The following is a 24,145-nucleotide window of genomic DNA, read 5'->3' as shown; positions in this document are numbered from 1 at the left end:
ACGACATCGGACAGCGACGGATATAAACGCGGCGGCTACTCGCTCACTCCCCGCTCTCCTCGTCCTCGATGACTTCGGGGTCCGAGAGCGCGCTCTGCAGGCTGTCGAGGCCGTTCACCCACTCGGTGACCAGCCCGTACTCGACCTCCTCCAGCACCGCCATGTCGAGTTCGTCACCGTCGATGACGCGCGTCCCGCCGGCGGCCACCAGTCCGAGCGCGCGGTCGAGGTCCTCCTCGGCTTCCGCCTCGACGGCCGCCCGCACGTACTCCATGACCGGCGCGTCGTCGGCGACACCGTCCGCGACGTACTGCTCGGCGCTGTAGAACACCGCGACCAGACTCGTCTGGACGCCATCGACCAACATCAGCTTGTCCTCGTCGTCGAACGCGGGCTCCGCGAGCACGACGTCCCGGATGTCCGCGAGCTCGTCCACCGCTTCGGACTCGCCGACGGCCTCGCTGTCGTACGCGTTCAGGATCTTCGCGGCGGCGATCGCCACGTCGTCCTGGAGGTTCAACAACAGCCGCGCGGAATCCTCGTCTTCGGGATCCAGCTCCTCCTCGCGGAGCCGATCCAGCCAGTTCTGCCAGCGTTCTTCGGAGTAGAACTCCTCTTCGGGGGCACTCATACCCGAACGGGTGGCCGCGCGAGACAAAGGCCTTTCCTTCACCGCGCAGCCAGCGTGTGCTCACACGCCCCAGTCACCCATCTAGGGTGGCCTCGGTGTCGATGCCGTAGACCGCCGCCGGTGTTTCGACGTGCGCGCGCCGAACGGCGTCCTCGTGGCCGGATTCGAGGAGCCACCGCACGCGCCGCGGCACCGTCTTCGGCCCCATCACCGCGCCCGGCCGGTCGGCGTCGTCGATGAAATCCGTCTCCATCAAGAACCGCTCGCCCGACCCAACGGCGTCCTGGAGGTACTCCTTGTCGCACATCACGCTGGGCGTGCAGCCCGACAGCCGGCCACTCGCGTAGTGTTTCACGACCGCCTCGGATGCGAGCCCGGCCGCCGAAGCCCACTCGCCGACCGCGGTCAGGTCGTCGGTGGACTCGGTGTGCAACTGCAGCGAGACGCCCACGTCCGCCGCGCGCTCGCAGGCGTGTCGGATCACCGCGTTCGACGCCTCCCAGACGGCGCTGCTGACGTCGTAGTGTGGGCGCCCCGACTTCAGCGCGACCGCCCGCCCCTCGCTGGCGACCGCGGCGGCCGCGTCGATGCCCGCACACATGAGGTCCCGGGCGTCCCCCGGAGAGAACCCTCGCTCCTCGACCAGCCGGGAGACCAGCCCGGGATGCACGCCGAGCACCGGCCACGCCTCCCCGTCCAGGATCTCGCGGGCCGCCTCGACGAGGCGCGCTGTCTCCTCGAACACCGGCCGGAAGTCCGCGCCGGTGTCGGGCTCGACGCCGAGGTGCCAGGAGGGTTTGTTCACGACGAGCAGGTGCGTGCCGCCGGCCCGCGCGAAGTCACGGACCGCGTCGAGCCCCTGGTTCTCGGCGTCGAGATGGAGGTGGTCGTCGAGCACCGGCCGGTCGAACTCGCTCATGCACGGCGGTTCGCGCCTGCCCCCCGAAAGGCTGTCCGTCCCGGGTCGTCGCCGGGCCGTTGCACGCTGTGAGGCCGCGGCCAACGCTTAACCCCGATGCCCTGGAACGTCGAGGTGGACTCCCAGTATGCACGTCGACATCACCCACCGTCCGTCGTACGCGCACCTCGTCGTCGACCTCGACCCCGGCGAATCCATCCTCGCTGAACCCGGGGCGATGGTGAGCCACTCCGCGGGCGTCAGCATCGACACGTCGACCACCCGTGACGGCCTCCTCAGTTCCGCGAAGTCCATGCTCGGCGGCGAGTCGGCGTTCGCCAACGAGTTCGCCGCCGACCACGAGGCCGGCCGGGTCACACTCGCACCGCCGAAACCCGGCGACATCGCGCAGCACGACCTCGACGGTGAAACGCTGTACGCTGTCGACGGTGCGTTCCTCGCGTCCGACCCCAGCCTCGACGTGGCCTCCGAGTTCGGCGGCCTGAAGTCGCTGCTCGCGGGCGCGAGCATCACACCGCTGGCGCTCTCGGGCACCGGCACGGTGTTCCTTGAGGCGTTCGGCGGCATCGAGCGGGTTGATCTCGACCCCGGCGAGTCCTACGTCGTAGACAACGAACACGTCGTCGCCTGGGAGGAGTCCGTGGACTTCGACGCCCGCCGCGTCGGCGGCCTGAAGTCGACGCTGCTCAGCGGGGAAGGGCTCGTGATGGAGTTCACCGGCGGCGGCTCCGTCTGGTACCAGACCCGCGGCCTCGACGCGTTCACGAGCATCATCGCCGGCGCGCTCCCCATGGCCGAGCACGACTCCGACGGCGGCATCGACATCGACATCTGAGCCGGCGACGCCTGTGCGCCCGCCTACGCGTCGTCGCCGAGCACGACTGCGTCCGTCGCCGCGTTTCGGAGGGCGTCCGACCGGCCGTGCTCGCCCGGGGCGATGGCGAGCGTGCGCACCCCGCGGCGCTCGGCCTGCTCGAAGACCGGTTTGAAGTCGGTGTCCCGGGAGGCAACGGCCAGCACGTCCACGCCGTCGTCGAGCACCAGCTCCGTCGCGTCCACCGCGAGTTTCACGTCCACGTCGCCGCTGGTCACGCGCACGTCGTACCCTCGGGCTTCCCCGGCCTGGATGAGCGACGGCGTCGCGTGCTCGTCGAGGTAGAGCCGCGTCACGGCCAGCGGGCCGACTTCGCCGGCGATCTCCCGGACGTCGTCTAAGTCCACGTCGAACTCGTCGCGCAACACGTTCGGGCCGTCGACGAACAGCGCCACCCCGCCGGGCGTTTCACGATCCGCACGCAGCTCCCGCAGTCGGTCCATACGCCCGCTGGGCGGTCCCCGGCCAAGAGCGTGCCGGAACGACCCCGCTCTCCCGTTCGGTGTCGGACCGCCGCTGGCGGCAACCGGCAATATAAGTTTCGGCATCGCCAAGTTGCGTGCGTATGAGTGCCACGATCGAGCTGCGTGCGTTCCGTGACATCAACGAGCTGGCGGACGCAAGCGCGGCGACCGTTCGCGGACACATCGAACAACTGGCCGGTGTTGAGGCCGCCGTCTCGGTCACTGGGCTGACCTTTCTCGCACCCGAAGACCTCGGGCAACACCTCGGCACAGCCCAAACGTACGCCGCCTCGGTCCCCCTCGAATCCCGCCCGCACGGCGTGTTCTGCCTGAACCTCGGTGACACGGGCGGTGCGGCACTCGCCGAACAGATGACCGGCACGGAGATCGCCGGGACCCTCTCGAACATGCAGGAGAGCGCGCTCAAAGAGCTGATGAACATCCTGGCGTCGGGGTTCCTCGACGGGATCGCGAACTCCCTGGGGATCGAGATCATCCACGGACCCCCGACTGTATACCACGACTCCGGGCCGGTGATCGCCGACACCCTCCGCCCGTCCGGCACCGAGCAGCCGCTTTTGATCATGGTCAACCTCGGGGTGGAGCTCCCGGCGCTCACCGAGACTCCAGTGACGTTCTACCTGATCCCGTCCGCCGACGAGTTCGCGTCGCTGCTCAACGACCTCTCGTAGCCACCGCCACAGCGGGCGGCGCTCGAACCGATTTATCGAGCGCGACCTTAATCAGATAGTCTGTGAGTCGCCACAGATTATAGATCAGCGTCGACAGCGCAAAATTACACAGCCGAAGCCGGTAGTCCGTCGACGACGTCTTCGGCAGGAAATCTTTGATGGACTTGTACTGGTTCTCGATGTCCCAGCGCCGGCTGTAGCCGTTCACCACGCTCGCAACCTTTCCAAGCCCTACACGGTCCTTGTTGGTCACGAACACCGCGTACTTCCCACCAGCATCATCGGGTGCACTCGGCGCATACAGGAACTCCGCCTCATGGTGAATCTCGCCATTAATCCCCAGCGGAACATCGTGTTTGACGGCTTTATCCGCCGTCGGATGCTCCTGAACATTCTGAATCGCCGCTAACTCGTCTTCGTATCGCGGGACTGGCGATAGGTAGGTGAGCCCACGCTCGTCGACATCTACGTACACGCGATTCGCGTAGAATCTACGGTCGAACAGCGCCATGTCCAGGTCGATGAACTGCTCGGCTCGGTCGAGCAATCGGCTCACTAAGTCAGCTTTCGAGTATGACGCTCCATCATCACCCTCCCATGTAGAGTTCTCCTTGACTGGCTCAATCCCGAGGACGATTGGTGCGTGGTCGCCCACCAGTGTGATGGTGGCGTACTTGTAGCCGCGTTTGTACTCGCCGTCCTTCTTGTACCCACTCACCATCTTGGATGGTCTGGCTTCGTAACTCCCGCTTCCTTGTCTTCCCACGGCCAGACGTGGAACTGCTCGTGGTGATGTCGATGGCCGTAACGGTCTCCCGAGCGTTGAATGGATCGTCGCCACGAATCGAGTTGATGATGTTCTCCGTGGCAGCATTGAACGATGTCATAATCGCATCCCGAATCTGGTCGATTTCGGGCATCGCATCGTCGTCGTCGAAATCAGCGAACGTGAGCTGGCCATCTGACCCCTCTGGCGTGGCGCGATCTTCTTGATTGCTCGCAGGAATGTCGAGTCATCACAGACGAGGTCGTCGTCGGTGAGCCAGCCGTACTCGGCTTCCGAATGAGCACTTCCCTTGGTCGCGCAGATACTCGCGAACATACCCAAGATTGCCTCGTCGGAGTAGGTCTTGTGGGCAGCACGCTTCGTGTCGAACGTAATCGCCCCGCATTTTTTGTTTGAAGCTGAAGATGCAGGCGTATTTGTTCCCGTAGACTCCGTTTCTCAGTGGTAGTTCGGTTGCTATCTGTAGGTGTTTCTGGTTCTGTACTGAACGTGTGATGTTGGCGACTTTGGATAGGTCGGTTGGCCTGTTGTCTTCTTCACCTATCCAGCACTGTGCTGTTACGTTGACGGGGTAGGCTGATTTTTCTGCGTCGATTGGTGCTCCTTCCGGTTGTGTTGGGTATGCTGCAGACCAGTCCTTGAGTTCGCTCCAGTTGATCTGGAATTCTGCGTGGGTTGATCCATCGGTTGGCGGTGTCTGGAAGAAGTTGACTGTTATCTCTCCTTGTCCCGCTGTCGGGTAGCTACATTTCCAGTTTCCGTCTACGTATCTCCATGCGTATGCAGAGTTCTGTGCTCCTCTGCACTTTGGTGCGAATCCTCTGGGGAAACTGCCGTTGGTAGTATTCGAGTTTTCCTTGCTTGCGACGTAGGTTCCGTTGGCTGATCCGTTCACAGCAACCCAGGGGGAATGTTAGTCTGTTGGTGGTTTGTAGAAATCCAAACACCGAACCTGTGGTTTGTAGGCTCATAAGTACGCGAAGAAAGTGCTCGGTCGGTCCGTGTGTTCTACATGGGGACTGCCAGGTGTTTCTTCAATTACTGGGTGACGCTCAACAACGAGCTCACGTATTATTTAGGCGGCCGCGAGACCGCCGGGCTTACCGTTACGGAGACGCTGTAGCGATTGGATGCCGCCGTCAAACAGGCTCGCCTCAGCGACAATATCATCACTTGAAGCTTGGTTTCAGCGCTAGTTAATTCGAAGTGAAGGGCCGTGGCCAGCCAAGGAAATGCAACAGGTGCGTGGAAAATGAGTACCACTGGTAGTACTTTAACCGCTTGCGGCCGCATCAAGCTCTCTATAGAAAGACGCAAATTGAGGAGGTGCCGAACTAGATAGTGTCGTTGTATCGGTTGAAATACATTCTTTATTTATTGAAATGCCTACAGGCAGGCATCAATTCCAGTGCATGCTGGAAGCGACACGGCAACCCCAGGCAGGCAGGTATTTATAACGGCAATAGCACAAGGAACAGCAGTCACGCCTGTTGCACTACACCCAGCAGCAATGACTGCACAAGTTGGGGCAGCAGTGAACAAACTTGCCCCACATGCGACTAGTTCTTCATCGCATCCTTGAGTGGTAAGTTTCGGGGATGACTGAGTGATTTGTCTTGGGTTATCAGCATTCCCAACATAGATTTCACTGTCAGAGATAATTGTCACCTTAGTTTCCTCATTGGAGATCTTCGATTTTTTGGTTTCAGAGTCTGTGCTACCCTCATCCAATTCCGTGAACTCAACAGTGTCTTGTGGGTCCTTAGTCACCTGTTCTACTTGATTGAGAACCTGTGCACTAGTAACAGACCTAGTTCCAATTATTGGAGTCTCCTCACCATCTGCGAATGCATATACGACACCGGACTCTGCTGCAGTCCAATCGAACTTCTGTTGAAGTTCTTCATCTTCAAGGCGGACAATTGCCTTAAACGGTCGGTTTTCGCGGTAGTGGACGAATAATTCACCAGCACTAAATGGAATTGAGATTGTTAGTACAATCTCGTTATTATCAATCATCCCATGGATCTTATTCGCATTAGATAAGTCCTTCTTGAGCCCGAATTCGTAAAGTGAAAGGCCTGAGATTAGCTTTTCAGCGTATTCTGTTTGGATTGCTTCTCTGGCACGTTCAATGGTTGCGTTACTTTGCTCAGCATTCACTTCAGCTTCATCCGGATTCTCTGCCGCTCCGGTTGTTCCAACAGCAAAGGTGCTTGCACCTGTTGCCACTCCGAGACTCTTCAGCAGCTTACGCCGATTTATTTCTACCATTTAACTCCATTTTTATATTATACTGGATACTAATAGTATTAATTATTGTAAAATTTATATTTTAAATCTGGTAAAAGAATTAGAAAATACATAACTACTAAATATAATAACGAAATACTCTAGTTCTGATTTGCAACTAAAAATGAAAAAGACAATACTAACCAGATGAAAATGCCTATTGCCCAAGAAGTGGGACTTTTAAGCAGATTCATTGCTTGTTCTGTGGGGTAAAGAACAAAAACCCAAGCTGGTAGGCCGATGACTACACACGCAAGAAAAATACCAAATATTCGTGTAGCATATTGTACATTAACTGACTTCATATTGATTTTATTCTACTCCTACTCAATAAGCTTTACCGTGTCTTTTATGCAGGTGTTTCTGTGATTTTGGGACTCTAAAGATACTCAGCGGGCCAAATTGATCGCTATCGGCCTGACGATGCAGTGACCTGATTCTACCTACTACTGGTCGGTTCAGCATAGAACCGCAAAATTCCACTACGCCAACGATATGCTTTGCAAAGATGCCTAGAATAAGCCCAATTTATTAGGTCGGATTCTTTTCTTATAGTGTAAACAAACACAAAACTGCGGAGGAAGTTGAGATAGTTGAAATCAGGACGATTATACTCCCTACGTCAACTTTCAGTATTGGCGAGGCTATGTTCGAAGAGGTGCTCACTGGTTTCCTCGCAGCTAACTGCAATCACCTCGTGGGAACTACAGCAGGATTCAACAACCTCCTAATCCACCTGAGTACCTCCACCTGTGGTGGGGCACGTCTCAAGAAACATTCGGAGACCATTGAGGATTTGACCCCTTTCTTGGGTATCGTATGCTCCCCAGTCCGAAACCCGGGAACGAAGAGCACGACTACCGGCAATATCTGCTATTAGCGCAGCCCGAGAGGGCCACTGACCGACCTGCCCCGAGTCAGATTGCAGAAGCCGCGCTTCATTACGAGTAACGAGTTCAAACTGGTTGTAATCATCTTCAACGCACAAGGCTTCTGCAACCTCCGATGTAGTAATCCCTGTGTCGGCAAGTGGTTCGGTCTCCTCGAACCACACTGTCTCGAATGAATCAGTGAGACAGAGGTCGTCTGCGCCCGCGCACGGCCTAGAATTTCGTGTTCTAAGAAGTACGTTTCCAGGTTCCCCTTCGTGGCGGCTGCTCACCACCAGGCGACTCAGCATTTTCAGTAACGGTTCCACCAACACTAGTCGAACGATTCGATGCTGTGGACTCCTCGTTAGAGTCCGTGGGGATTGCTTCCTCTGCTGAAGATGAGTTTGCTGCCTCAACACCACCAAATCCAGAAGCAATCTCTGGTTCCGGGTCCTTTCCAAACCAGCGAAGGGCTCTCGGGGGAGATACTGCTTTGTTAGTGTTGGCGTGCCCGGAATCAAAACGCCGACACGCCGCCGTTTCGTATCGCGTCCAGTGGTTTATGCCATCGCGGGGGACGCACCAGCACACCTGTTTACGAAAGCCTTACTTCCCGGGACGCGACGGGCCACGTATGGGTCTTCGAACGTCGCCGCTGCACGGCCGACACGAGGACCGCGGCGCCTCCTTCACGGAGTTCGGCGGCTGGAACATGCCCGTCGACTTCGACGGGATCCAGGCGGAGCACGCCGCGGTTCGGGAGGCCGCGGGCATCTTCGACGTCTCGCACATGGGCGAGATCGAGGTGTCCGGGCCGGACGCCGAACGACTGATGCAGCGACTGACCACGAACGACGTGTCGCGTCTCGACCCCGGGGACGCACAGTACGCCGCCATCACCGACGATGACGGCATCATGATCGACGACACCGTGGTCTATCGCACCCCCGCCGACTGGCCCGGCGCGTTCCTGTTCGTACCCAACGCCGGCCACGACGCGGCGGCGTTCGACCGGTGGACCGACCACCGGGACGCCCACGACCTCGACGCGTCCGTCGACAACGTCACCACGGACTACGGGATGGTGGCCGTCCAGGGGCCGGACGCGCCCGACCTGGTCGCGGCGCGCGCCGGCGATGGCGTCCACGACCTCGGACGCTTCGAGGCCGCGACCGTCGGCGTCGCGGGCGTCGAGTGCCTCATGGCGAACACCGGCTACACGGGCGAAGCGGGCGTCGAGATCGTGTTCCCGGCCGACGGCGCGGGCGCGGTCTGGGACGCCATCGCGAACGACTGCCAGCCCTGCGGGCTCGGCGCGCGGGACACCCTCCGCATGGAGCATGGCTTCCTGCTGTCCGGGCAGGACTTCGACCCCGAGGAGAACCCGCGGACGCCGTTCGAGGCGGGCATCGGCTTCGCCGTCGCGCCGGAGTCGGGGTTCGTCGGGCGGGACGCGCTCGCCGATACGGACAGCCCCGAACAGCAGTTCGTGGGGCTGACGCTGGACGAGCGTGGCGTCCCGCGGCACGGCTACGCCGTCACGACCCCTGCTGGGGACGAGATCGGAACCGTCACCAGCGGGACGATGAGTCCCACCCTGGGCGAGCCCATCGGGCTCGGATACGTCGACAGCGCGCACGCCGCCGACGGCACGACTGTTGCGGTGCGGATCCGTGGCACCGACAAGCAAGCAACCATCACGACACCACCCTTCCTCGACCAATGAGCTTCGACGTTCCTGACGACCTGCAGTATCTCGAATCACACGAATGGATCGACCCTGCGACCGGCCGCGTCGGCATCAGCGAGTTCGCCCAAGACGAACTCGGCGATGTCGTGTTCGTGGAGCTGCCGAGCGTCGGCGACGCGCTCGACCAGCACGACGAGCTCGGCGTCGTCGAGTCTATCAAGGCGGTTTCGGACCTGTACGCGCCCGTTTCGGGCGAGGTGACGGCGGTCAACGACGCCCTGACGAACGAGCCGGAGTTGGTCAACGAGGCCCCCTTCGGCGACGGCTGGCTGGTCGAGATCGACTTCGACAGCGACGACCTCGAAGCGACGCTTGACTCCGACGACTACCGCGCACAGATCGCGTGACGGCGGGCACACAGTCCAGCCGGCGGTGATCGCGTCGGCACCGCTGCCGGCCGCCACGAGACTGGGCGGCGCGCGCCCTCGGAACAGCCCACCACACCGCGTGTTTGTGTACAGACGCCTCTCACCGCAGCCAAGTATTCATATACTTGCATATTTTCGCGGGGTGCGACGTTCCGGAACCGGGGGAATCTTTACCACAGGGTCGTAACGTCGGCTCATGAGAGCCATCGGAACCGTCGGCGTCGCGGCCGGGAGGCAACGGACCCAACGATGAGCGGCAGCCCGTACGCGTCCCCAAGCGAGGCGGACACCGACGCGATGCTCGACGCGGTCGGCGTCGACAGGGTCGACGAGCTGTTCGACATCCCCCCGGAAGTGAGCTTCGACGGCGAGTTCGGCATCGACACGAAATCCGAGCAGGCAGCGCTTCGCGGTGTCAGGCGGCGGCTGTCGAACAACGACGACCTCACGGAGTTCCTCGGGCGCGGCCACTACGAACACTACGTGCCGTCGCTGGTGGACAGCGTCTCCCAGCGCTCGGAGTTCATCACCTCCTACACCCAGTACCAGCCCGAGATCACACAGGGGTTCCTCCAGGTGTTGTTCGAGTACCAGAGCCTCCTGGTTGAGCTCACCGGACTGGGGGTTGCGAACTGCTCGATGTACGACGCGGCGACCGCCCTCGCCGAGGCCGCACTGCTCGCCAAGCGCGTGCGCGCCGCCGACGGCAACCGCGTCCTCGTTCCCGGCTTCGTCCGGGACAGCCACGTCGACGTGCTCCGGAACTACACGAGCGGATCGGACGTGGTGGTCGAACGGTACGCCACCGACGCCGGCAACGTTGATCTCGACGCACTCGAGGCGGCGATGGACGCCGACGTCGTGATGGTGTACGCCGAGAACCCGACGACGTGTGGCACCGTCGAGGAGCAGCTGTGCGCCGTCGGCGACCTCGCGGACAGCCACGACGCGCTGTTCTGCCTGGGCTCGGACCCGGTCGCGATGTCGATCCTGCAGCGGCCGGTCGACGTGGGCGCGGACGTCGTCGTCGGCGACGCCAGCGTGCTCGGGATGCCCACGAGCTACGGCACCGGGTTGGGCGTGTTCGCCACCCGCGAGGAGTTCCTCCGGCAGGTCCCCGGCCGGCTCGTCGGTGCCAGCGAGGACGACGCCGGCACGCGGGCGTTCACCCTCACGCTCCAGACCCGCGAGCAACACATCCGCAAGGAGCGCGCCACGTCGAACATCTGCACGAACCAGGCGTGGGTCGCGCTCCGGGCCGCGATCCACGCGGCGTGGCTGGGTGCCGACGGGCTCGTCGACCTCGCCGAGCGTATGGTCGAGTTGCCCCGTGATCTCGCCGCGCGCCTCGACGACGTTTCGGGGGTGACGGCGCCGGTCCACGACGACCGCCACCACATCCGGGAGTTCCAGGCCCGCACCGAACAACCCGCGCCCGCCGTCGCCAGCGCGCTTGAGGCCGAGGGGTTCGGGGTCCACGCCGTCGACGACCACACCATCCAGGTGTGTGTTACGGACGCCAACGAGCACGCGACCGACGCGTTCGTTGCTGCGGTCCGGGAGGTGAGTGAGTGATGGAGCACTACGAACAGGCCCGCTACGCGCCCGCCGAGGGGGAGACGAACGAGCCGCTGCTCAGCGAGAACGACCAGACCACCGTCTCGGTCGACTCCTCGCTGCCCGACGACCTGACCCGGGACACCGTCGAGTTGCCGTCGCTTGAGGAGCCCGAGCTGGCCCGCCATTACGTCCGGCTGAGCCAGCAGAACTACGGCGTCGACTCCGGCCCCTATCCGCTCGGCTCCTGCACGATGAAGTACAACCCCCGGTTCACCGAGGACGCCGCCGCGCTCCCCGCGGCCGCGGTTCATCCGGATCGCTCGGAGACCGCCCTTCAGGGCACGCTGGCCGTCATGCACGACCTCCAGGACTACCTCGGGCGCATCGGCGGCATGGATGCGGTCACCCTCCAGCCGCCGGCCGGGGCTGCCGGCGAGTTCACCGGCATCCTGATCGCGGAGGCCTACCACGAGGCCACCGACGACGGCCACCGCAACGAGGTCATCGTCCCGGACGCCGCCCACGGCACGAACTTCGCGTCGGCCGCGCTCGGCGGCTACGACGTCATCGAGTTGCCGTCCGGCGACGACGGCCGCGTCGATCTCGACGCGCTCGAAGCCGCGCTCGGGGAGAACACCGCCGCGTTGATGTTGACGAACCCGAACACGCTGGGGCTGTTCGAGCGCGACATCGAACCCATCGCGGAGATGGTCCACGACGCCGGCGGGCTGCTGTACTACGACGGCGCGAACCTGAACGCCCTGCTGGGGCGCGCACGCCCCGGCGACATGGGCTTCGACATCATGCATTTCAACGTCCACAAGACGTTCGCCACCCCCCACGGCGGCGGCGGGCCGGGGGCGGGGCCTGTGGGCGTCACCGACGAGCTCGCGGGGTTCCTCCCGGACCCACACGTCAGGCAGTCCGCGGGCGGCGACTACGAGCTGTACACGCCCCCGCGATCAATCGGGAAAGTCCACGGGTTCCAGGGCAACTGGCCGGTGCTCGTGAAGGCGTTCGCGTACATCGACCGCCTGGGGGACAGCGGGCTCGCCGACGCCTCCGCGAAGGCCGTGCTGAACGCGAACTACCTCGCCGACCAACTCGACTACGAGATCCCGCTGGGGCCGTTCCACCACGAGTTCGTCGCGAGCGCGGGCGACCAGGACGCCGCCGACGTCGCCAAGCGCATGCTCGACTACGGGGTCCATCCGCCGACGACGAAGTGGCCCGAGCTCGTCGCGGAGGCGCTGATGACCGAGCCAACCGAGACCGAGAGCAAACGCACGCTCGATGACCTCGCGGACGCGTTCAACGCTGTCGCCGGCGACGACGACGCGGCGCTCGCGGACGCGCCCAGTCGCACGACTGCGCGCCGCATCGACCAGACGGCCGCCGCCCGCAACCCGCGGTTGTCCTGGCACGACCTGGACTAACCGGCGGCGCTCACTGCGGTGTGTCCCCGACGTGCACTGACACATCGCCGTCGGCCGTCAGCCCCACCGTGATCGGGGCTTCGAGCTGGTTTTTCGTCGTGTGGTCGCCCAGCGTCTCGTACAACGAGAGATACAGCTCGGGCCGACAGTGCGCGATCTTCAGGTCGGCCTCGTCACCGTGCGCGTAGACGGCCTCCACCAGCGCGTCGAAGCGCTCGCCGGCCGGCACCGTGAACTGGATCGGTGCCTGCAGTGTGTCCGCAAGCCGGAGGGTCCGGCGCGCCTGCTCGATGTTCGTGCGGGCGGCGCGCTCGATGGCGCTGATGTTCGCGTCCGTGGTGCCGAGTCGGTCCGCGATCTCCTGTTGGGTGTCCCCCTGCTCGCGGAGCGTGAGCACCTCCACCTGCCGCTCGGTCAACACCGTGTCGTCGGCTGTGAGCACACGCGGTCAAACAAAACCAGTTGAGTTAGCCTTATCGGTCAATGAGAACGAGTTGTGCTCATGACGGGCACCGCACCAGTATCGCGGCGGCAGTACCTGGGGACCGCCGGCGCGATCATCGGAACCACTGCGGGCTGTCTCACCGGCGCTAACGCGTCGATCCACGTGTTGGCGGCGGGCAGCCTCACATCCACCATTGAGGACCACATCCGGCCGGCCTTCGAGGACGCCACCGACCACACCCTCCGGCCCGAATACCACGGCTCGACGACCCTGCTGCAGTTGATCAGCGACGGCACCAAACACCCCGATGTCGCCATCAGCGCGGACGCCACGCTGTTGCGAACGCGGCTGTTCGACGCCCACGCCGACTGGGCCCTGGAGTTCGCGTCCAACCGCCTGGGCATCTGTTACGTGCCCTCGACGCCGCTTGGCCGCCGTCTCGCGGCGGGAACGCCGTGGTGGCGGGCCGCCGTGGACGCCGCGCCCGACACCATCGCGGTCAGCGACCCCGCACTCGACCCGCTGGGGTACCGCACGCTGATGGCGTTCACGCTCGCCGCCACCGCCCACGACGCGCCGGACCTGCGCGCGGACCTCGACCCCGCAACGGTCACCAAACCGAGCGAGTCCCAGCTGCTGGCGGACGTCGAAACCGGCAACCACGCCGCCGCGGTCGTCTACGAGAACATGGCCCTCGACCACGACCTCCCGTTTCTCGGTTTCCCGGACGCGTACAACTTCGCCGCCCCGGAGCGCGCCGACCACTACGCGTCCGCGACCTACACGACCGACGACGGCACCCGCATCCACGGCCGCCCGATCACCTACGCGACGACCGTCCTGAACGACGCATCGAACACCACGGGCGGCCGCGCATTCGTGCGATTCCTCGCAGCCAATCCCGACGTGGTTCGCGACGCCGGGCTGGCGGTCCCCGAGCCACTTCCCACCCATCAGGGCGCGCTCCCCGACGCGCTTGAGCGATGACCGCGGGCACCCCCATCGGCGAAGCCACCAGACGCCACTGGCTGCCCGTCGCCCTCGGCGCGGTGCTGGTGGCGTACCTGGTCGTGCCGTTCGTCGCGTTCCTCGCGCACACCGGCGCTGCCGACATCGGCAGCCGGCTCACGGCCCCCGACGCACGCGCCGCCATCCGCACCTCGCTGGCCACCGCCACGGCCGCCACGGTCTTGGCGACCGTGTTCGGCGTGCCGCTGGCGTACACCCTCGCCCGCGCAACCTTCCCCGGGAAGCGCCTCGTGAACGGCCTGGTCGTGCTCCCGCTCGTGGTGCCGCCGCTGGTCGGCGGCACGATGCTGCTCACGGTCGTCGGGCGGTTCACCCCGCTGGGCGCGTGGGCCGCCGCGGCCGGCATCCCGCTCACGAACAGCCCCATCGGTGTCGTGCTCGCGCAGACGTTCGTCGCCGCGCCGTTCCTCGTGGTCGCCGCGCGCTCGGGGTTCGACGGCGTCGACCCGCGCTTCGAGGACGCCGCCCGGTCGCTTGGCCGCGGCCCGCTTGCGACGTTCTGGACGGTGTCGATCCCGCTGGCCCGGCCCGCCATCCTCGCCGGGATCGTGCTGACGTTCGCGCGCGCACTCGGCGAGTTCGGCGCGACGATGATGGTCGCGACCACCCCCCGGACCGTGCCGATCCGCATCTGGGTCGCGTTCCGCAGCGACGGCATCGACGCCGTCGTTCCGCTGGCGGTCGCGTTGCTGGTGATCACGCTGTTCGTCGTTGGGGCCGTTCACCGCCTCGGCGAACAGGCGGCCGCAGTGCCCCCCGAGTAAGCAGTGTCGGCGGCGAGCTACGCTGTCGCCGTCGAGATGTCGTCGTCGGCGGCGATCCGGATGAACCCGTATTCGCAGTCCGGACACGACCATTTCGTCTTCAGGCCGAGGTGGACGTTCATCGCTGCGGTCCGGTAGAACGCGCGTTCGGCCTCGCAGTTCGGGCAGTGGTGGTCGAGTTCAGTGGCCATACTGTTGGGTGGCGAACCCACGCAATTGAACGTACTGATTCAGCGGCCGTCCCTCGCTGTTGGCCGGCCCGCACGCGGTAGCCAACAGTATAAACCACAAATCACGATACAAATAGAGTGGGCTCAGTAGTTGAGGCCGGTCATCTCAGTGCGTATGGCGTGCGTAGGTTCGGGGAATCCCAAAGAGATCAGCGACGGACAGACGAAGACGACACCTCACTGGGTACGGCTCCCAGTGCGAAGCAGAGCGCGGCTACAAGTCCATCAAACGGTTCATGGCCGCCACAACGTCGAAACACTTCGGCCTGCGGTGCTTCTACTTCGGGTTCGCGTGTCTCTCGTACCCGATCTGGCGGGCCGCTGATTTGCTCGTACAGGTGGAGTCGACCGGTGCGTATGAACACTCGCCGATCGTGACGGCTGAGAACACGCTGACGCTGGTGGAGAAGGAGACAGAAATCGGATCCTATCGGAACTCTCTGGTCGTAGTCGCCCGGGACCTATCTGGCAGCACTATCCGGAGTCTCAAAATCTCCTGAATTAGTTACGCACCAAACGAGAACGCCGGTTTAGCGCGCAATCTGAAGCAGATACTGCTCGACGATACGGCCGATACTACGCATCACAGGCCCGCTATACCCACTGTAGTCTCAACTCCCAGCGTGATCGAGCGGACGAATCCACACCGGGGATCACTTGCACAACCTGAGAGACAAATAGACACTGACCCAGGGATGCCTGATTCCGATAAGCTGCGGAAGATATTGATATCTAGTGATTACAACATAAGCTAGCCGAATAATTTACTTTCTGTGGGTGAAGGCATACCTCTACCTGAAGAAATAGTTGCGTCTGGCGACGTAATGTCAGTAGGATTATCACTAAGGTCACATGAAGTAACTCCTAGAGCGGCCGACGCGTCTTAGAAGACAAGCGAAAGTCATCTTCGGTGTAGATCTCTGAAAGCAATTCTCGCCACGGCCTCCTCGCTTCCCGACTTCACTCATCTAGCCCATATCAATTAGACAATCGCGACACGGAGATAGTACCATTCCTCGTTGTACTTCACGTACTTCGTCCGGCCTTTGTCGTGGAACTCGAATACATCCTGTTCCGCGTTACAAGAGCAGTTGTACGAGTTCAGAAAGACGCGCTGTTGGCTCTCGTTTAGCTCGGAGAAGATCTCCCTGTTACTCTCATTGACTTGTTTTGCAGTCGATTCACCCACCTTACTGATCGACAACAGATTGTCACCTTGTTGGGGTTCTTTACTCGTGGATGTCGTGTCTTCCGTTGTTGTTGTAGCTGAAGTGACCGTTGGAGATGTAGTGGATGCCGTACTCGCTGTTGGTGTTCCACTCTGCGTCCCAGAACAGCCGGCAAGGGCTATGCTACTAACGACCAGAGCGGCTATAAGGACAACTCGCGGCCGCATATATTGAATTAACTTACGGTATGGTAAACACTTTCGGATGATGGGAGAATCATCCGTAATTCATTGACGAGGAACACTTGAGCAGGCCATGGCTGACGGCCTGCTTGTAATTCACCGCCCACCGCACTCTTCTGAGATGGATTCACTGAAGTAATGCCTTCGAGGCAGTTCAGAACGGACTGCCGAATCAGCACGTCAGACTGGGGAGGACACTGGACAATGCCTGAATGCCCCCATATAGGACCTCAGACCACCTGCATCCTATTGTCCAGCTCTTCGTTACATATCTATATCAGGCGGCACAGATTTTCCGGCCCACACACCAATATTAATACCACTAATAAAGTAAAGAACCGAATAGTAGTTAAAATAAATATATAGGGGGTTATTCACCCTCTATTTTTGATGATTGGGGGCAAACTGGGTCAGATCAAATACTACTCGGCCACGCGCATCACGAACATCTCCGCGACCTCCCCATCCAGCAGATACGCGAGATGTACCGACAGGCCGTACGTCGACTCTTAGGTCAGGTTTCGGAGACTGAGGAGTTCTACCGGGCTGGCATCGTTGCTATCGACGTTCCCGAGTCCGACCCGTTCACTGGCGATCGAGCGGGCGATGAAGACGAGATTATTGGGACCAAAGAGAACACCGACGAGTCTCCCTACCAGTGGGCACCCGTCCGGCTGATCGGGAATACTGTTCGGATAGGACGCTTCGAGCGCCTGCTCGCCGTTCCGAACGGAGAACCGCGCTGTGGACCGCACTAGCCGGCTCGATATGTCCGTTGCTGACGCCGTGGGTATCCGTGGTGGCGCGACCCCGGTTCTCTGTTATCCGTTCCACCCCGGCGACGGCCGAAACACGGTCGCCTGCACGTCCGTCGTCGTGCCGTGCGCGGCCGATTCCACAGAGTCGGGGCTGGCAGCGTCGCGGCTGTCGAGGCTGGCGCGCACGGCCTCCCGGACGCAGGCCCGGGTGGCAGCCCCCACGGGCGTTGCACTCCCGGAGTACGGCGCGGTTTCGCCGCCAGGGTCGCAGGCCACAACCACGGCGTCGCTGGTCGTGCCGGGAAACCCGGCGGTGGCGAGCAGCGTCGCGGCCTTCGCTTCCGCCGCGACCGCGACGAGGTTCGAGAGCGCGGCGTCGTCGAGCGCTCGGGTCGTCGCGGCGACGAGGTTCACCGTGCCCGGCGGTGCGCGCTTGGCGTCCGGGAGGGTGCCGCCGTCGGGGTCCATCGGGAGCGCGGCGGGGTTCGAGAGGCCGGCGGTCGCCGCGACCGCGACCGGGCCGCAGCGCGCGATGCGCGCGTGCTCCTGTGCGACGCCAGTGAGCAACACGGGGGCGTCGTCGCGGGGCGGGAAGCCCGCGGCTGCGAGGCGGTCGGTGACGTACGCGTGGGTGCTGTCGGGGGCCCAGTCGTCGGGCACGGTGATGCTGTACGCGCGGTCCGCGCGCGTGTCGCCGCCGTTCCAGCCGGTCGAGAGCCACCGCGCGCCCGGGGCGGCGAGTTCGAGCACGCCGTCGCGCAGCGTCGTCTCAAACATCCGCCAGCGCCGCCAGGAGGCGGTCGTTCTCGTCGGGGGTGCGGACGGCGACCCGCACGTGGCTGTCGAGCCCTCGGAACGTGGTGGCGTCCCGGAGTTTGATGCCCTCGGCGCTGGCGGCGGCCATGACGGCGTCGACGGGCCGCGGACCGACATCGAGCAGGAGGAACGGCGCACTCGACGGATGCACGTCGAAGGCGTCGGTCAGAGCGGCCCGCATGCGCGCCCGTTCGCTGGCGACGCGCCGCCGGGTTTCGGCGACGAACTCGGACTGGCGCATCGCGTGGGCACCCACGGCCGCGGCGGGCGCGCCGAGGTTCCACGTCCGGCGCGCCGTGCGGAGGGTCGTCAGGCGGTCGCCGACGGCCACGAGGAACCCCGCGCGCAGCCCGGGCAGTCCGAACAACTTGGTGAGCGAGCGCGCGACCACGACCCCCGGGGTCCCGGCGATCGAGGGGGCGTCGGTGAACCCCAGGAACGCCTCGTCGACCAGCAGTTCGGTGTTTGCGGCCCGGCAGCGCGCGGCGAACGCGCGCAATGCGTCGTCGTCGTAGCGGTCGCCGGTGGGGTTGTTGGGGGTGCACGCGATCGCCAGCGTGTGCTCGCTGGGGTCGGCGTCGAGGAGGGCGTCGTGTGGCACGAAGACGGGCGTTGCGCCCTGTAGTTCGACCTCGCGGGCGTACTCGCTGAAGCTCGGGGCCGGCACGAGCACGGTGTCGCCGGGCGTGACACGGGTTTCGATGGCCAGCCGGATGCCGGCGAGACCGCCCGGCGTCTGCACGACGGTGTCCCGGGCGCAGTCAACGTGGTCGGCGGCGGCCGCCCGGAACGCGGGGTAGTCGTCGTCGGGGTAGCGGGCGGCGTCGTCGAGCGCGGCGGCGTACGCCGCTCGGGTGCCGGGGGGCGTCCGCGGGGTGGTGTTCGCGCTGAAGTCGAGCACGTCGGGGTCGTCGCTGCCGCCGTGGGCAACCCGGCCGGCGTCGCGGACGGCGTCAGGGTGCATTGTCGTGTGTCACGGGCTCACCGGGGGTGATTCCTGCGGTCGGTGGCCGCGAGCAGCCGCGCCGCCACCGCGGCGTCGGATCGGTGGTTCACGTTCACCGCGAGGCGCGCGTCGAAGCTCCGGTGGGTGGCCTCGGTGTCGCCCCCGCCGACGACGTTGACGCCGGTGGGCACCCACGCGTCGGCGTCGGCGTCAGTACTCACGCCGAGTTCGTGTTTCAGCGCTCGCGGGACGCACGCGCTCGTCGTCGCGCCGTCGGCGGCGGCGACCACGGTGTCCACGACGGCGGGGGCCAGCAGTGGGAGGTCGGCGGCGACCGTCAGCACGGGCGTTCCGACCGCATCCAGTGCCGCCGTGAGGTCCGCCACGTAGCCGTCGCCCGGCGTCTCGATGAGCGACAGCGGCGTGGCCGCGAGGTGGGCTGCGGTGTCGGGCGCGTGCGGCGACACGGCGGCGTGGGTGGTGTCGATCCGGCCGGCGGCTTCGAGCGCCGCCCGGACGTGATCGACCATCGCGCGCCCGCCGACCTCGAACAGCGGCTTCTCGGCGGCGGCGTCCAGTCTGGTGCCGCGCCCGCCACACATCACCACAGCGTCCACACGACCACCCCCGCGTGGAGTCCGACCACGCGACTGACCTCGTTGACCGCGCCGAACACGTCGCCGTTCGCTCCGCCCAGCAGTCCCGTGAGCCAGCGCCGCGTCAGCGCGCCCGCGACGACCGCGCCCGCCAGCGCGCCGGCCGCGGCCGGCGACGGCACGGACGCCAGAGCCACCGGGAGCGCGACACCCGCGACCGCTGGCAGCGCGCCGGGCGTCGCGTTCCCGGTGAACTGCGAGCCCAGCCCGTCGTGTGGGGCGTGTGCGAGACACGCCACCGCCGCCATGCTGGTTTTCGCGCCCACCTCGGTCGCGACGACGACCCCAACGGCGGTCCACGTTGGGAGGGCAGCCACACCCAGGCTGCCGGTCACCAGGCCGGCGACGACCACGACCACCGCGGCGATGGCGCCCACGCCGGTTGTCGTGTCCTTCAGCACCGTGCGGCGGTCGGCGGGGTCGCCGTGCACCACCGCCGCGTCACCGGCGTCCGCGACGCCGTCGAGGTGGTTGATGCCGGTGACCGCGAACACCACAGCGAGGTACGCGAACGCGACCGTTCCGTGGGGGACGCCGCCCGCCAGCATCGGCACGGCGAGGAGCGCGCCGACGACGTAGCCCGCCAGCGGGAACGCCCACGGGGCGGTGATGAACGACTCCCAGCGGGGTTCGCTGTACGCCACGGGCAGCCGCGTGAGGAAGCTCACCGCACCCAGGAGGGCGTCCCTCACAGCCCGCCACCTCCGGCGTAGACGACCGCCGCAGTGAGCGCGTACGCGAGGCCGCCCGCAGTGCTCACCACGCGGACGCCGCGCCGGCTCTCGGCCAGTCCGGGGAGCGCGGCGGCCTCGCGGAGCTCGTACACCCCGGGTTTCACCAGCCGGCAGTCCAGGACCGCCGCCAGCGTCGCCATCGGCCACCCGGAGTTGGGCGACGGGGGAGCGCCGGCGTCGGCGGCGGCCCGGGACACCGCAGCGGGGGCGCGGGCGGCGGCCGCGATCAGGACCGCGGCCAGCCGCGCCGGCACCCACATCACGGCGTCGTCGAGGCGCGCGCTCGCGGTGCCCACGCGCTTCGACCGGTAGCCGAGCATGGAGTCGAGCGTGTTCACGGCTTTCACCCACGCCGCGGCGGCCGCGCCCACGGGCAGCGACACGACCGCCGCGCCCACGGCGAACGCCGCCAGCGGCGCGACCAGGCCGTCAGCCAGGTTTTCGGCGGTGCTCTCGACGGCCGCGCTGCGCAGCTCGCCGGCCGACAGCGCGTCGGGATCGCGGCCCGCGAGCGCGCGCAGCCGGCGTCTGGCGGCGTCGAGGCTGTTCTCGGTTCTCGTGGCGGCGATGACGCCGCCTGCCTCCGCCAGCAGCATGCGCCGGCTGGTCGTCACGAACACCACGAGCCCGGCCACGACCGCGCCCGCCAGCGCGCTTCCCCGGGTGGTTGCCGTGACTGCCGCCCAGACAGTGGCGGCGGCGGCAAGCGGCAACGCGATCGCGGCGAGCGCGCCCACGGCCAGCGGCCGCGTCCACGGTCGGTCGACGACACCGACAGCGCGCCCGAACCACGCCACGGGGTGGCAGCCGGCCGGCGGCTCCGCGATCGCGGCGTCGAGGGCGACCCCCAGGGCGACCGCGCCCACGGCCGCCGCCGTCATGCGTCGTCGAGGGCGGCGGGCACGGCCTGGAGTGGGGTTTCAGTGAGCAACACCGCCCGCCCGCCCACTGCGGTGATGCCGCCGTCAGCCTCCGGGTCGTCGCCGATGTGCACCAGCGTTTCCGGCGGCGCATCCAGCGCGTCGGCGACCGCCTGGAAGGCGTTGGCGTGGGGTTTCCGCCAGCCACAGCCCACGCTCGTCACGACGGCGTCGAAGCGGTCGGCGAGGCCGGCCTGGGAGAGCGCGCGCTCGGCGAGGCCGGGAATACTGCAGTTCGAGAGCACCGCCACCGGGCCGCGCTCGGCGGCCGCCTCGACTGCGGCGGCCGCGCCGGGGCGACGCTGGACGGGCGTCTCGAAGGCGGCAAGCGTGGCCGCCCGGACCGTGTCCGAGGGCGCTTCGACCCCCCGGCTTTCGAGGGCGTCGGCGACATGCGCGGACAGCGACCGCTCCATGCCCGGCGCGTGGTCGGCGTGTGGCTGCCGGTACGCCGCCGTCCAGTCGTCGGGCACCCGGACGCCGGCGGCGGCGAGCGCGTCCGCGACCGCGGTCGCCGGGGCTTCGGGCCGCGGCGCGTCCACGAGCGTCCCGAACAGATCAAACGACGTTGACACGGTAGAACGCTGGCCGCACGCGGACTTGAATCGGTCGGTCACGCGTCCGGGGCGGGGGGCACCCCGAGCGGGTCGAGGTCGACGTGCGCGTCGACGAGCGCGGCTGCCGCATCGGACGGCGACCGGTCGGCGGTGTCGGCGGGCGCGGGCTGTTCGACGCCGGCGGCCGCGAAGACGGCGTCCCGGAACCCCCTGCGTGCGGCGTCGTTCCCGAACAGCCCGTGGAGGTAGGTGCCGAGCACGCGCCCCCGGGCCGCGCTCGCCGGGCCGACCGGCTGGGGGACGCCGTCCGGCACGGTGGTTCGGCCCATGTGGATCTCGTAGCCGGTGACGGCGCCCGTTGCGCCGCCGAGCGCCCCACAGTCGGCGAGCTCTCGGGTGACCGCCTCGACGCGCTTGTCCGGCTGAAAGGCGGTCTCCACGGGGAGCACGCCAACGCCGTCGACGGCCCCGAGGTCGTCGGCCGTGGACTCCGTGGCGGCGTTGGTGATGCGGTCGCCGAGCATCTGGTAGCCGCCACACAGCCCGACGATCGGGCCGTCGAACGCGCGCAGCGCCCGCCCGAGGCCGGCCCCCCGGGCCGCCCGCAGGTCGTCGACGGTGTTCTTGGTGCCGGGGAGCACGACCGCGTCGGCCGCCGCCAGCGGCGCGTCCAGTGGCTGGTAGGCAACGCGGACGCCGGGCGTGCGCGCCAGCGGCGCGAGGTCAGTGAAGTTCGAGATGTGAGGGAGGTGTGGCACCGCCACCGTCACCGACGCCGCGTCGGGGACGCCGTCCTGGCCGCCGTCCACCACGCGCTCGCTGGGGTCCGGCAGTGACACGCTGTCCTCCGCGGGCAACCCCGGGTCGTCGTGCGGGATGACGCCGAGCACCGGCACGCCGGTGCGCGCTTCGATCTCGGTGATGCCGGGGTCGAGCAGCGACCGATCCCCGCGGAACTTCGTGATCACCGCGCCCGCCACCCGGTCGTGGATGTCGTCGGGCAGCAGCGCCAGCGTCCCGTGGAGGCTGGCGAACGCGCCGCCGCGCTCGATGTCCACGACGAGCAGGATGGTGGCGTCGGCGAACCGCGCGGTTTCGAGGTTCGCCAGATCGCGGTCGTGGAGGTTGAGCTCCGCGATGCTGCCGGCGCCCTCCGCGACCACCACGTCGTTGTCGGCGGCCAGGCGGGCGTGGGCCGCGGCCGCGGCGTCGCGGGCGTCCGCCCAGTGGGACTCGTAGTACGACCCCGCGCTGTAGTGGCCGACCGCCCGCCCGTCCACGACGAGTTGGCTCTCGGCGTCCCCGCGGGGCTTCAACAACACCGGGTTGTGGTCCGTCGACGCCGCCGTGCGGGCGGCCCGCGCCTGCACGTACTGGGACACGCCGATTTCGCCCCACGGGTCGGCGGCCGGCGGCGCGCCGTCGGCCACCGGCACCGCGCGGGCGTTGTTGCTCATGTTCTGAGCCTTGAACGGCGCGACCGACAGCCCGCGGTCGGCGAGCAGCCGACAGAGCCCCGCCGCGACCGTGCTCTTCCCGACGTGGGAGGCGGTCCCCGCCACCAGGATCGTCCGGCAGTCCTCGCCCGCGGTCATCTCAGTACTCCGTCCCCTTGCGCGCGCCCTGCCCGTTCTCCATGGGGTGGCGTTGCTTCCGAACCTCCGTGACGAGGTCCGCGCGCTCGGTCACGAACGTCGGCTCCGTGTGCCCGCCCGTGAGCACCACCTCCAGGTCGTCGGTCTTGGTGTCGATGAGCGCCACCACGTCCTCGGGGTCGACCAGCCCGCGGTTGGCGGCGTACAACACCTCGTCCAGCACGAGCAAATGCACGCCCTCGGTGGGGTCGGCGTCGAGGGGCACCGCTCCGTCCACCCCGGTGGACGCGTCCACGATCTCCTGGGCGCGCGCGAGCCCGCCTTTCGCGCGGGCGGCGTGCTCGTCGTCGCTGCTGCCGTCGTGGAACCCGTGCCAGCCGTAGTGGCCGGCGTTCTCGTAGGTGATCCCGGGCACCGCGTCGATGGCGGCGTACTCCCCGCGCACGTCCTCGACGGTGCCGGTCCCGCCTTTCATCAGCTGCACCACGTGCGTGCGGAAGCCGTGGCCGGCCGCCCGCATCGCCATCCCGAGGGCGGCCGTGGTTTTGCCCTTGCCGTCACCCCACCACACCTGCACGAGCCCGAACTCCGCGGGGGCGGTGGGCGTGATCTCGGCGGGCCGCATCGTGTCGGCGTCCT

The 24,145-nt window shown here is 65.8% G+C and carries 22 protein-coding genes and 3 pseudogenes; 10 read left to right on the top strand and 15 right to left on the bottom strand.

The features are described from left to right. Positions 1-43: 43 nt before the first annotated feature. Positions 44-631, bottom strand: coding sequence for a DUF2150 family protein (locus JT689_RS07850; protein WP_205250880.1), 588 nt, complete (start codon positions 629-631; stop codon positions 44-46). Between the two features lie 73 nt (positions 632-704). Then, complete coding sequence (locus JT689_RS07845; RefSeq protein ID WP_205250879.1) at positions 705-1,550, bottom strand: TatD family hydrolase; 846 nt, start codon at positions 1,548-1,550, stop codon at positions 705-707. 127 nt (positions 1,551-1,677) lie between these two features. Between JT689_RS07845 and JT689_RS07840 the strand changes: the two genes are divergently transcribed. Then, positions 1,678-2,385, top strand: coding sequence for a TIGR00266 family protein (locus JT689_RS07840; RefSeq protein WP_205250878.1), 708 nt, complete (start codon positions 1,678-1,680; stop codon positions 2,383-2,385). A 23-nt stretch (positions 2,386-2,408) separates the two neighbouring features. Here JT689_RS07840 and JT689_RS07835 read toward each other — a convergent pair whose 3' ends face one another. Continuing rightward, a complete protein-coding gene (locus tag JT689_RS07835; protein ID WP_205250877.1) occupies positions 2,409-2,867 on the bottom strand; it encodes an NYN domain-containing protein in 459 nt (152 codons plus the stop codon). Positions 2,868-2,989: 122 nt separating this feature from the next. Between JT689_RS07835 and JT689_RS07830 the strand changes: the two genes are divergently transcribed. Then, a complete protein-coding gene (locus JT689_RS07830) occupies positions 2,990-3,580 on the top strand; it encodes a chemotaxis protein CheC (protein ID WP_010903169.1) in 591 nt (196 codons plus the stop codon). Here JT689_RS07830 and JT689_RS07825 read toward each other — a convergent pair. Beyond that, positions 3,564-4,736, bottom strand: a pseudogene (locus JT689_RS07825) (transposase); the annotation flags it as partial. The gene JT689_RS07830 and the pseudogene JT689_RS07825 sit on opposite strands and share 17 nt — an antisense overlap. Before the next feature lie 1,017 nt (positions 4,737-5,753). Beyond that, on the bottom strand, positions 5,754-6,599 hold the full coding sequence (locus JT689_RS07820) for a hypothetical protein (protein ID WP_205250876.1): 846 nt from the start codon (positions 6,597-6,599) through the stop codon (positions 5,754-5,756). Between the two features lie 1,566 nt (positions 6,600-8,165). On the opposite strand from JT689_RS07820, the gene gcvT reads away from it, so the two are divergent. The 4 genes from gcvT to gcvPB all read left to right on the top strand — a co-directional run bounded on the left by gcvT (position 8,166) and on the right by gcvPB (position 12,645). Beyond that, the gene (gene gcvT, locus JT689_RS07815; protein ID WP_205250875.1) at positions 8,166-9,257 is read left to right on the top strand and encodes a glycine cleavage system aminomethyltransferase GcvT; all 1,092 of its coding nucleotides are present in this window, start codon (positions 8,166-8,168) and stop codon (positions 9,255-9,257) included. Next, a complete protein-coding gene (gene gcvH, locus JT689_RS07810; RefSeq protein ID WP_010903167.1) occupies positions 9,254-9,628 on the top strand; it encodes a glycine cleavage system protein GcvH in 375 nt (124 codons plus the stop codon). Before gcvT ends, gcvH begins: the two co-directional genes overlap by 4 nt. Before the next feature lie 270 nt (positions 9,629-9,898). After that, on the top strand, positions 9,899-11,224 hold the full coding sequence (gene gcvPA, locus JT689_RS07805) for an aminomethyl-transferring glycine dehydrogenase subunit GcvPA (protein WP_205250874.1): 1,326 nt from the start codon (positions 9,899-9,901) through the stop codon (positions 11,222-11,224). Continuing rightward, the gene (gene gcvPB, locus JT689_RS07800) at positions 11,224-12,645 is read left to right on the top strand and encodes an aminomethyl-transferring glycine dehydrogenase subunit GcvPB (RefSeq protein WP_205250873.1); all 1,422 of its coding nucleotides are present in this window, start codon (positions 11,224-11,226) and stop codon (positions 12,643-12,645) included. Before gcvPA ends, gcvPB begins: the two co-directional genes overlap by 1 nt. Before the next feature lie 10 nt (positions 12,646-12,655). Here the strand turns inward: gcvPB and JT689_RS07795 are convergent, their stop codons facing one another. Then, entirely contained in the window at positions 12,656-13,087 is a 432-nt protein-coding gene (locus JT689_RS07795; protein ID WP_010903164.1) for a Tfx family DNA-binding protein, read from the bottom strand. A gap of 60 nt (positions 13,088-13,147) precedes the next feature. Here JT689_RS07795 and JT689_RS07790 point away from each other — a divergent pair, with 60 nt between their 5' ends. Both JT689_RS07790 and JT689_RS07785 read left to right on the top strand, forming a co-directional pair. Beyond that, complete coding sequence (locus JT689_RS07790) at positions 13,148-14,077, top strand: extracellular solute-binding protein (protein ID WP_205250872.1); 930 nt, start codon at positions 13,148-13,150, stop codon at positions 14,075-14,077. After that, positions 14,074-14,883: an ABC transporter permease gene (locus tag JT689_RS07785; RefSeq protein ID WP_205250871.1), complete on the top strand. Its 810-nt coding sequence runs from the start codon at positions 14,074-14,076 to the stop codon at positions 14,881-14,883. The genes JT689_RS07790 and JT689_RS07785 overlap by 4 nt, the downstream gene beginning before the upstream one ends. Before the next feature lie 17 nt (positions 14,884-14,900). On the opposite strand, the gene JT689_RS07780 is transcribed toward JT689_RS07785, so the two are convergent. After that, positions 14,901-15,074, bottom strand: a complete 174-nt coding sequence (locus JT689_RS07780; RefSeq protein ID WP_010903161.1) for a hypothetical protein — start codon at positions 15,072-15,074, stop codon at positions 14,901-14,903. Positions 15,075-15,268: 194 nt separating this feature from the next. On the opposite strand from JT689_RS07780, the pseudogene JT689_RS07775 reads away from it, so the two are divergent. Both JT689_RS07775 and JT689_RS12365 read left to right on the top strand, forming a co-directional pair. Continuing rightward, positions 15,269-15,538, top strand: a pseudogene (locus JT689_RS07775) (transposase); the annotation flags it as partial. Between the two features lie 1,387 nt (positions 15,539-16,925). Then, positions 16,926-17,222 (top strand): annotated as a pseudogene (locus JT689_RS12365) (transposase); the annotation flags it as partial. 123 nt (positions 17,223-17,345) lie between these two features. On the opposite strand, the gene cbiZ reads toward JT689_RS12365, so the two are convergent. From cbiZ to JT689_RS07735, 8 genes are read right to left on the bottom strand one after another with little or no spacing between them, the layout of a single operon-like run. After that, entirely contained in the window at positions 17,346-18,059 is a 714-nt protein-coding gene (gene cbiZ / locus JT689_RS07770) for an adenosylcobinamide amidohydrolase CbiZ (protein WP_205250870.1), read from the bottom strand. Then, entirely contained in the window at positions 18,052-19,062 is a 1,011-nt protein-coding gene (gene cobD / locus JT689_RS07765) for a threonine-phosphate decarboxylase CobD (protein ID WP_205250869.1), read from the bottom strand. The genes cbiZ and cobD overlap by 8 nt, the downstream gene beginning before the upstream one ends. 17 nt (positions 19,063-19,079) lie before the next feature. Beyond that, a complete protein-coding gene (locus tag JT689_RS07760; protein WP_197535909.1) occupies positions 19,080-19,646 on the bottom strand; it encodes an NTP transferase domain-containing protein in 567 nt (188 codons plus the stop codon). Then, positions 19,646-20,392 carry an adenosylcobinamide-GDP ribazoletransferase gene (gene cobS, locus JT689_RS07755; RefSeq protein WP_205250868.1) on the bottom strand — a complete coding sequence of 249 codons (747 nt, stop codon included), beginning with the start codon at positions 20,390-20,392 and terminating at the stop codon, positions 19,646-19,648. The genes JT689_RS07760 and cobS overlap by 1 nt, the downstream gene beginning before the upstream one ends. After that, positions 20,389-21,315, bottom strand: a complete 927-nt coding sequence (locus tag JT689_RS07750; RefSeq protein ID WP_205250867.1) for a cobalamin biosynthesis protein — start codon at positions 21,313-21,315, stop codon at positions 20,389-20,391. The genes cobS and JT689_RS07750 overlap by 4 nt, the downstream gene beginning before the upstream one ends. Then, positions 21,312-21,929 carry an HAD family hydrolase gene (locus JT689_RS07745; protein ID WP_205250866.1) on the bottom strand — a complete coding sequence of 206 codons (618 nt, stop codon included), beginning with the start codon at positions 21,927-21,929 and terminating at the stop codon, positions 21,312-21,314. Before JT689_RS07745 ends, JT689_RS07750 begins: the two co-directional genes overlap by 4 nt. A gap of 38 nt (positions 21,930-21,967) precedes the next feature. Then, positions 21,968-23,506: a cobyric acid synthase gene (locus tag JT689_RS07740; RefSeq protein ID WP_205250865.1), complete on the bottom strand. Its 1,539-nt coding sequence runs from the start codon at positions 23,504-23,506 to the stop codon at positions 21,968-21,970. 1 nt (position 23,507) lies between these two features. Next, positions 23,508-24,131 carry a cob(I)yrinic acid a,c-diamide adenosyltransferase gene (locus JT689_RS07735; RefSeq protein WP_205251896.1) on the bottom strand — a complete coding sequence of 208 codons (624 nt, stop codon included), beginning with the start codon at positions 24,129-24,131 and terminating at the stop codon, positions 23,508-23,510. Positions 24,132-24,145 lie beyond the last annotated feature (14 nt).

Source organism: Halobacterium sp. GSL-19 (genome assembly GCF_016917855.1).
Lineage (GTDB): Archaea > Halobacteriota > Halobacteria > Halobacteriales > Halobacteriaceae > Halobacterium > Halobacterium salinarum.
Note: the sequence above shows the minus strand (reverse complement) of the source record. Positions and strands in the feature narration are given on the sequence as shown.

Excerpts from the sequence above, each read along its gene's own strand:
- JT689_RS07850 (WP_205250880.1), bottom strand. The coding sequence starts at position 631 with ATGAGTGCCCCCGAAGAGGAGTTCTACTCCGAAGAACGCTGGCAGAAC.
- JT689_RS07845 (WP_205250879.1), bottom strand. The coding sequence starts at position 1,550 with ATGAGCGAGTTCGACCGGCCGGTGCTCGACGACCACCTCCATCTCGAC.
- JT689_RS07840 (WP_205250878.1), top strand. The coding sequence starts at position 1,678 with ATGCACGTCGACATCACCCACCGTCCGTCGTACGCGCACCTCGTCGTC.
- JT689_RS07835 (WP_205250877.1), bottom strand. The coding sequence starts at position 2,867 with ATGGACCGACTGCGGGAGCTGCGTGCGGATCGTGAAACGCCCGGCGGG.
- JT689_RS07830 (WP_010903169.1), top strand. The coding sequence starts at position 2,990 with ATGAGTGCCACGATCGAGCTGCGTGCGTTCCGTGACATCAACGAGCTG.
- gcvT (WP_205250875.1), top strand. The coding sequence starts at position 8,166 with ATGGGTCTTCGAACGTCGCCGCTGCACGGCCGACACGAGGACCGCGGC.
- gcvH (WP_010903167.1), top strand. The coding sequence starts at position 9,254 with ATGAGCTTCGACGTTCCTGACGACCTGCAGTATCTCGAATCACACGAA.
- gcvPA (WP_205250874.1), top strand. The coding sequence starts at position 9,899 with ATGAGCGGCAGCCCGTACGCGTCCCCAAGCGAGGCGGACACCGACGCG.
- gcvPB (WP_205250873.1), top strand. The coding sequence starts at position 11,224 with ATGGAGCACTACGAACAGGCCCGCTACGCGCCCGCCGAGGGGGAGACG.
- JT689_RS07790 (WP_205250872.1), top strand. The coding sequence starts at position 13,148 with ATGACGGGCACCGCACCAGTATCGCGGCGGCAGTACCTGGGGACCGCC.
- JT689_RS07785 (WP_205250871.1), top strand. The coding sequence starts at position 14,074 with ATGACCGCGGGCACCCCCATCGGCGAAGCCACCAGACGCCACTGGCTG.
- JT689_RS07780 (WP_010903161.1), bottom strand. The coding sequence starts at position 15,074 with ATGGCCACTGAACTCGACCACCACTGCCCGAACTGCGAGGCCGAACGC.
- cbiZ (WP_205250870.1), bottom strand. The coding sequence starts at position 18,059 with ATGTTTGAGACGACGCTGCGCGACGGCGTGCTCGAACTCGCCGCCCCG.
- cobD (WP_205250869.1), bottom strand. The coding sequence starts at position 19,062 with ATGCACCCTGACGCCGTCCGCGACGCCGGCCGGGTTGCCCACGGCGGC.
- JT689_RS07760 (WP_197535909.1), bottom strand. The coding sequence starts at position 19,646 with ATGTGTGGCGGGCGCGGCACCAGACTGGACGCCGCCGCCGAGAAGCCG.
- JT689_RS07750 (WP_205250867.1), bottom strand. The coding sequence starts at position 21,315 with ATGACGGCGGCGGCCGTGGGCGCGGTCGCCCTGGGGGTCGCCCTCGAC.
- JT689_RS07740 (WP_205250865.1), bottom strand. The coding sequence starts at position 23,506 with ATGACCGCGGGCGAGGACTGCCGGACGATCCTGGTGGCGGGGACCGCC.
- JT689_RS07735 (WP_205251896.1), bottom strand. The coding sequence starts at position 24,131 with ATGCGGCCCGCCGAGATCACGCCCACCGCCCCCGCGGAGTTCGGGCTC.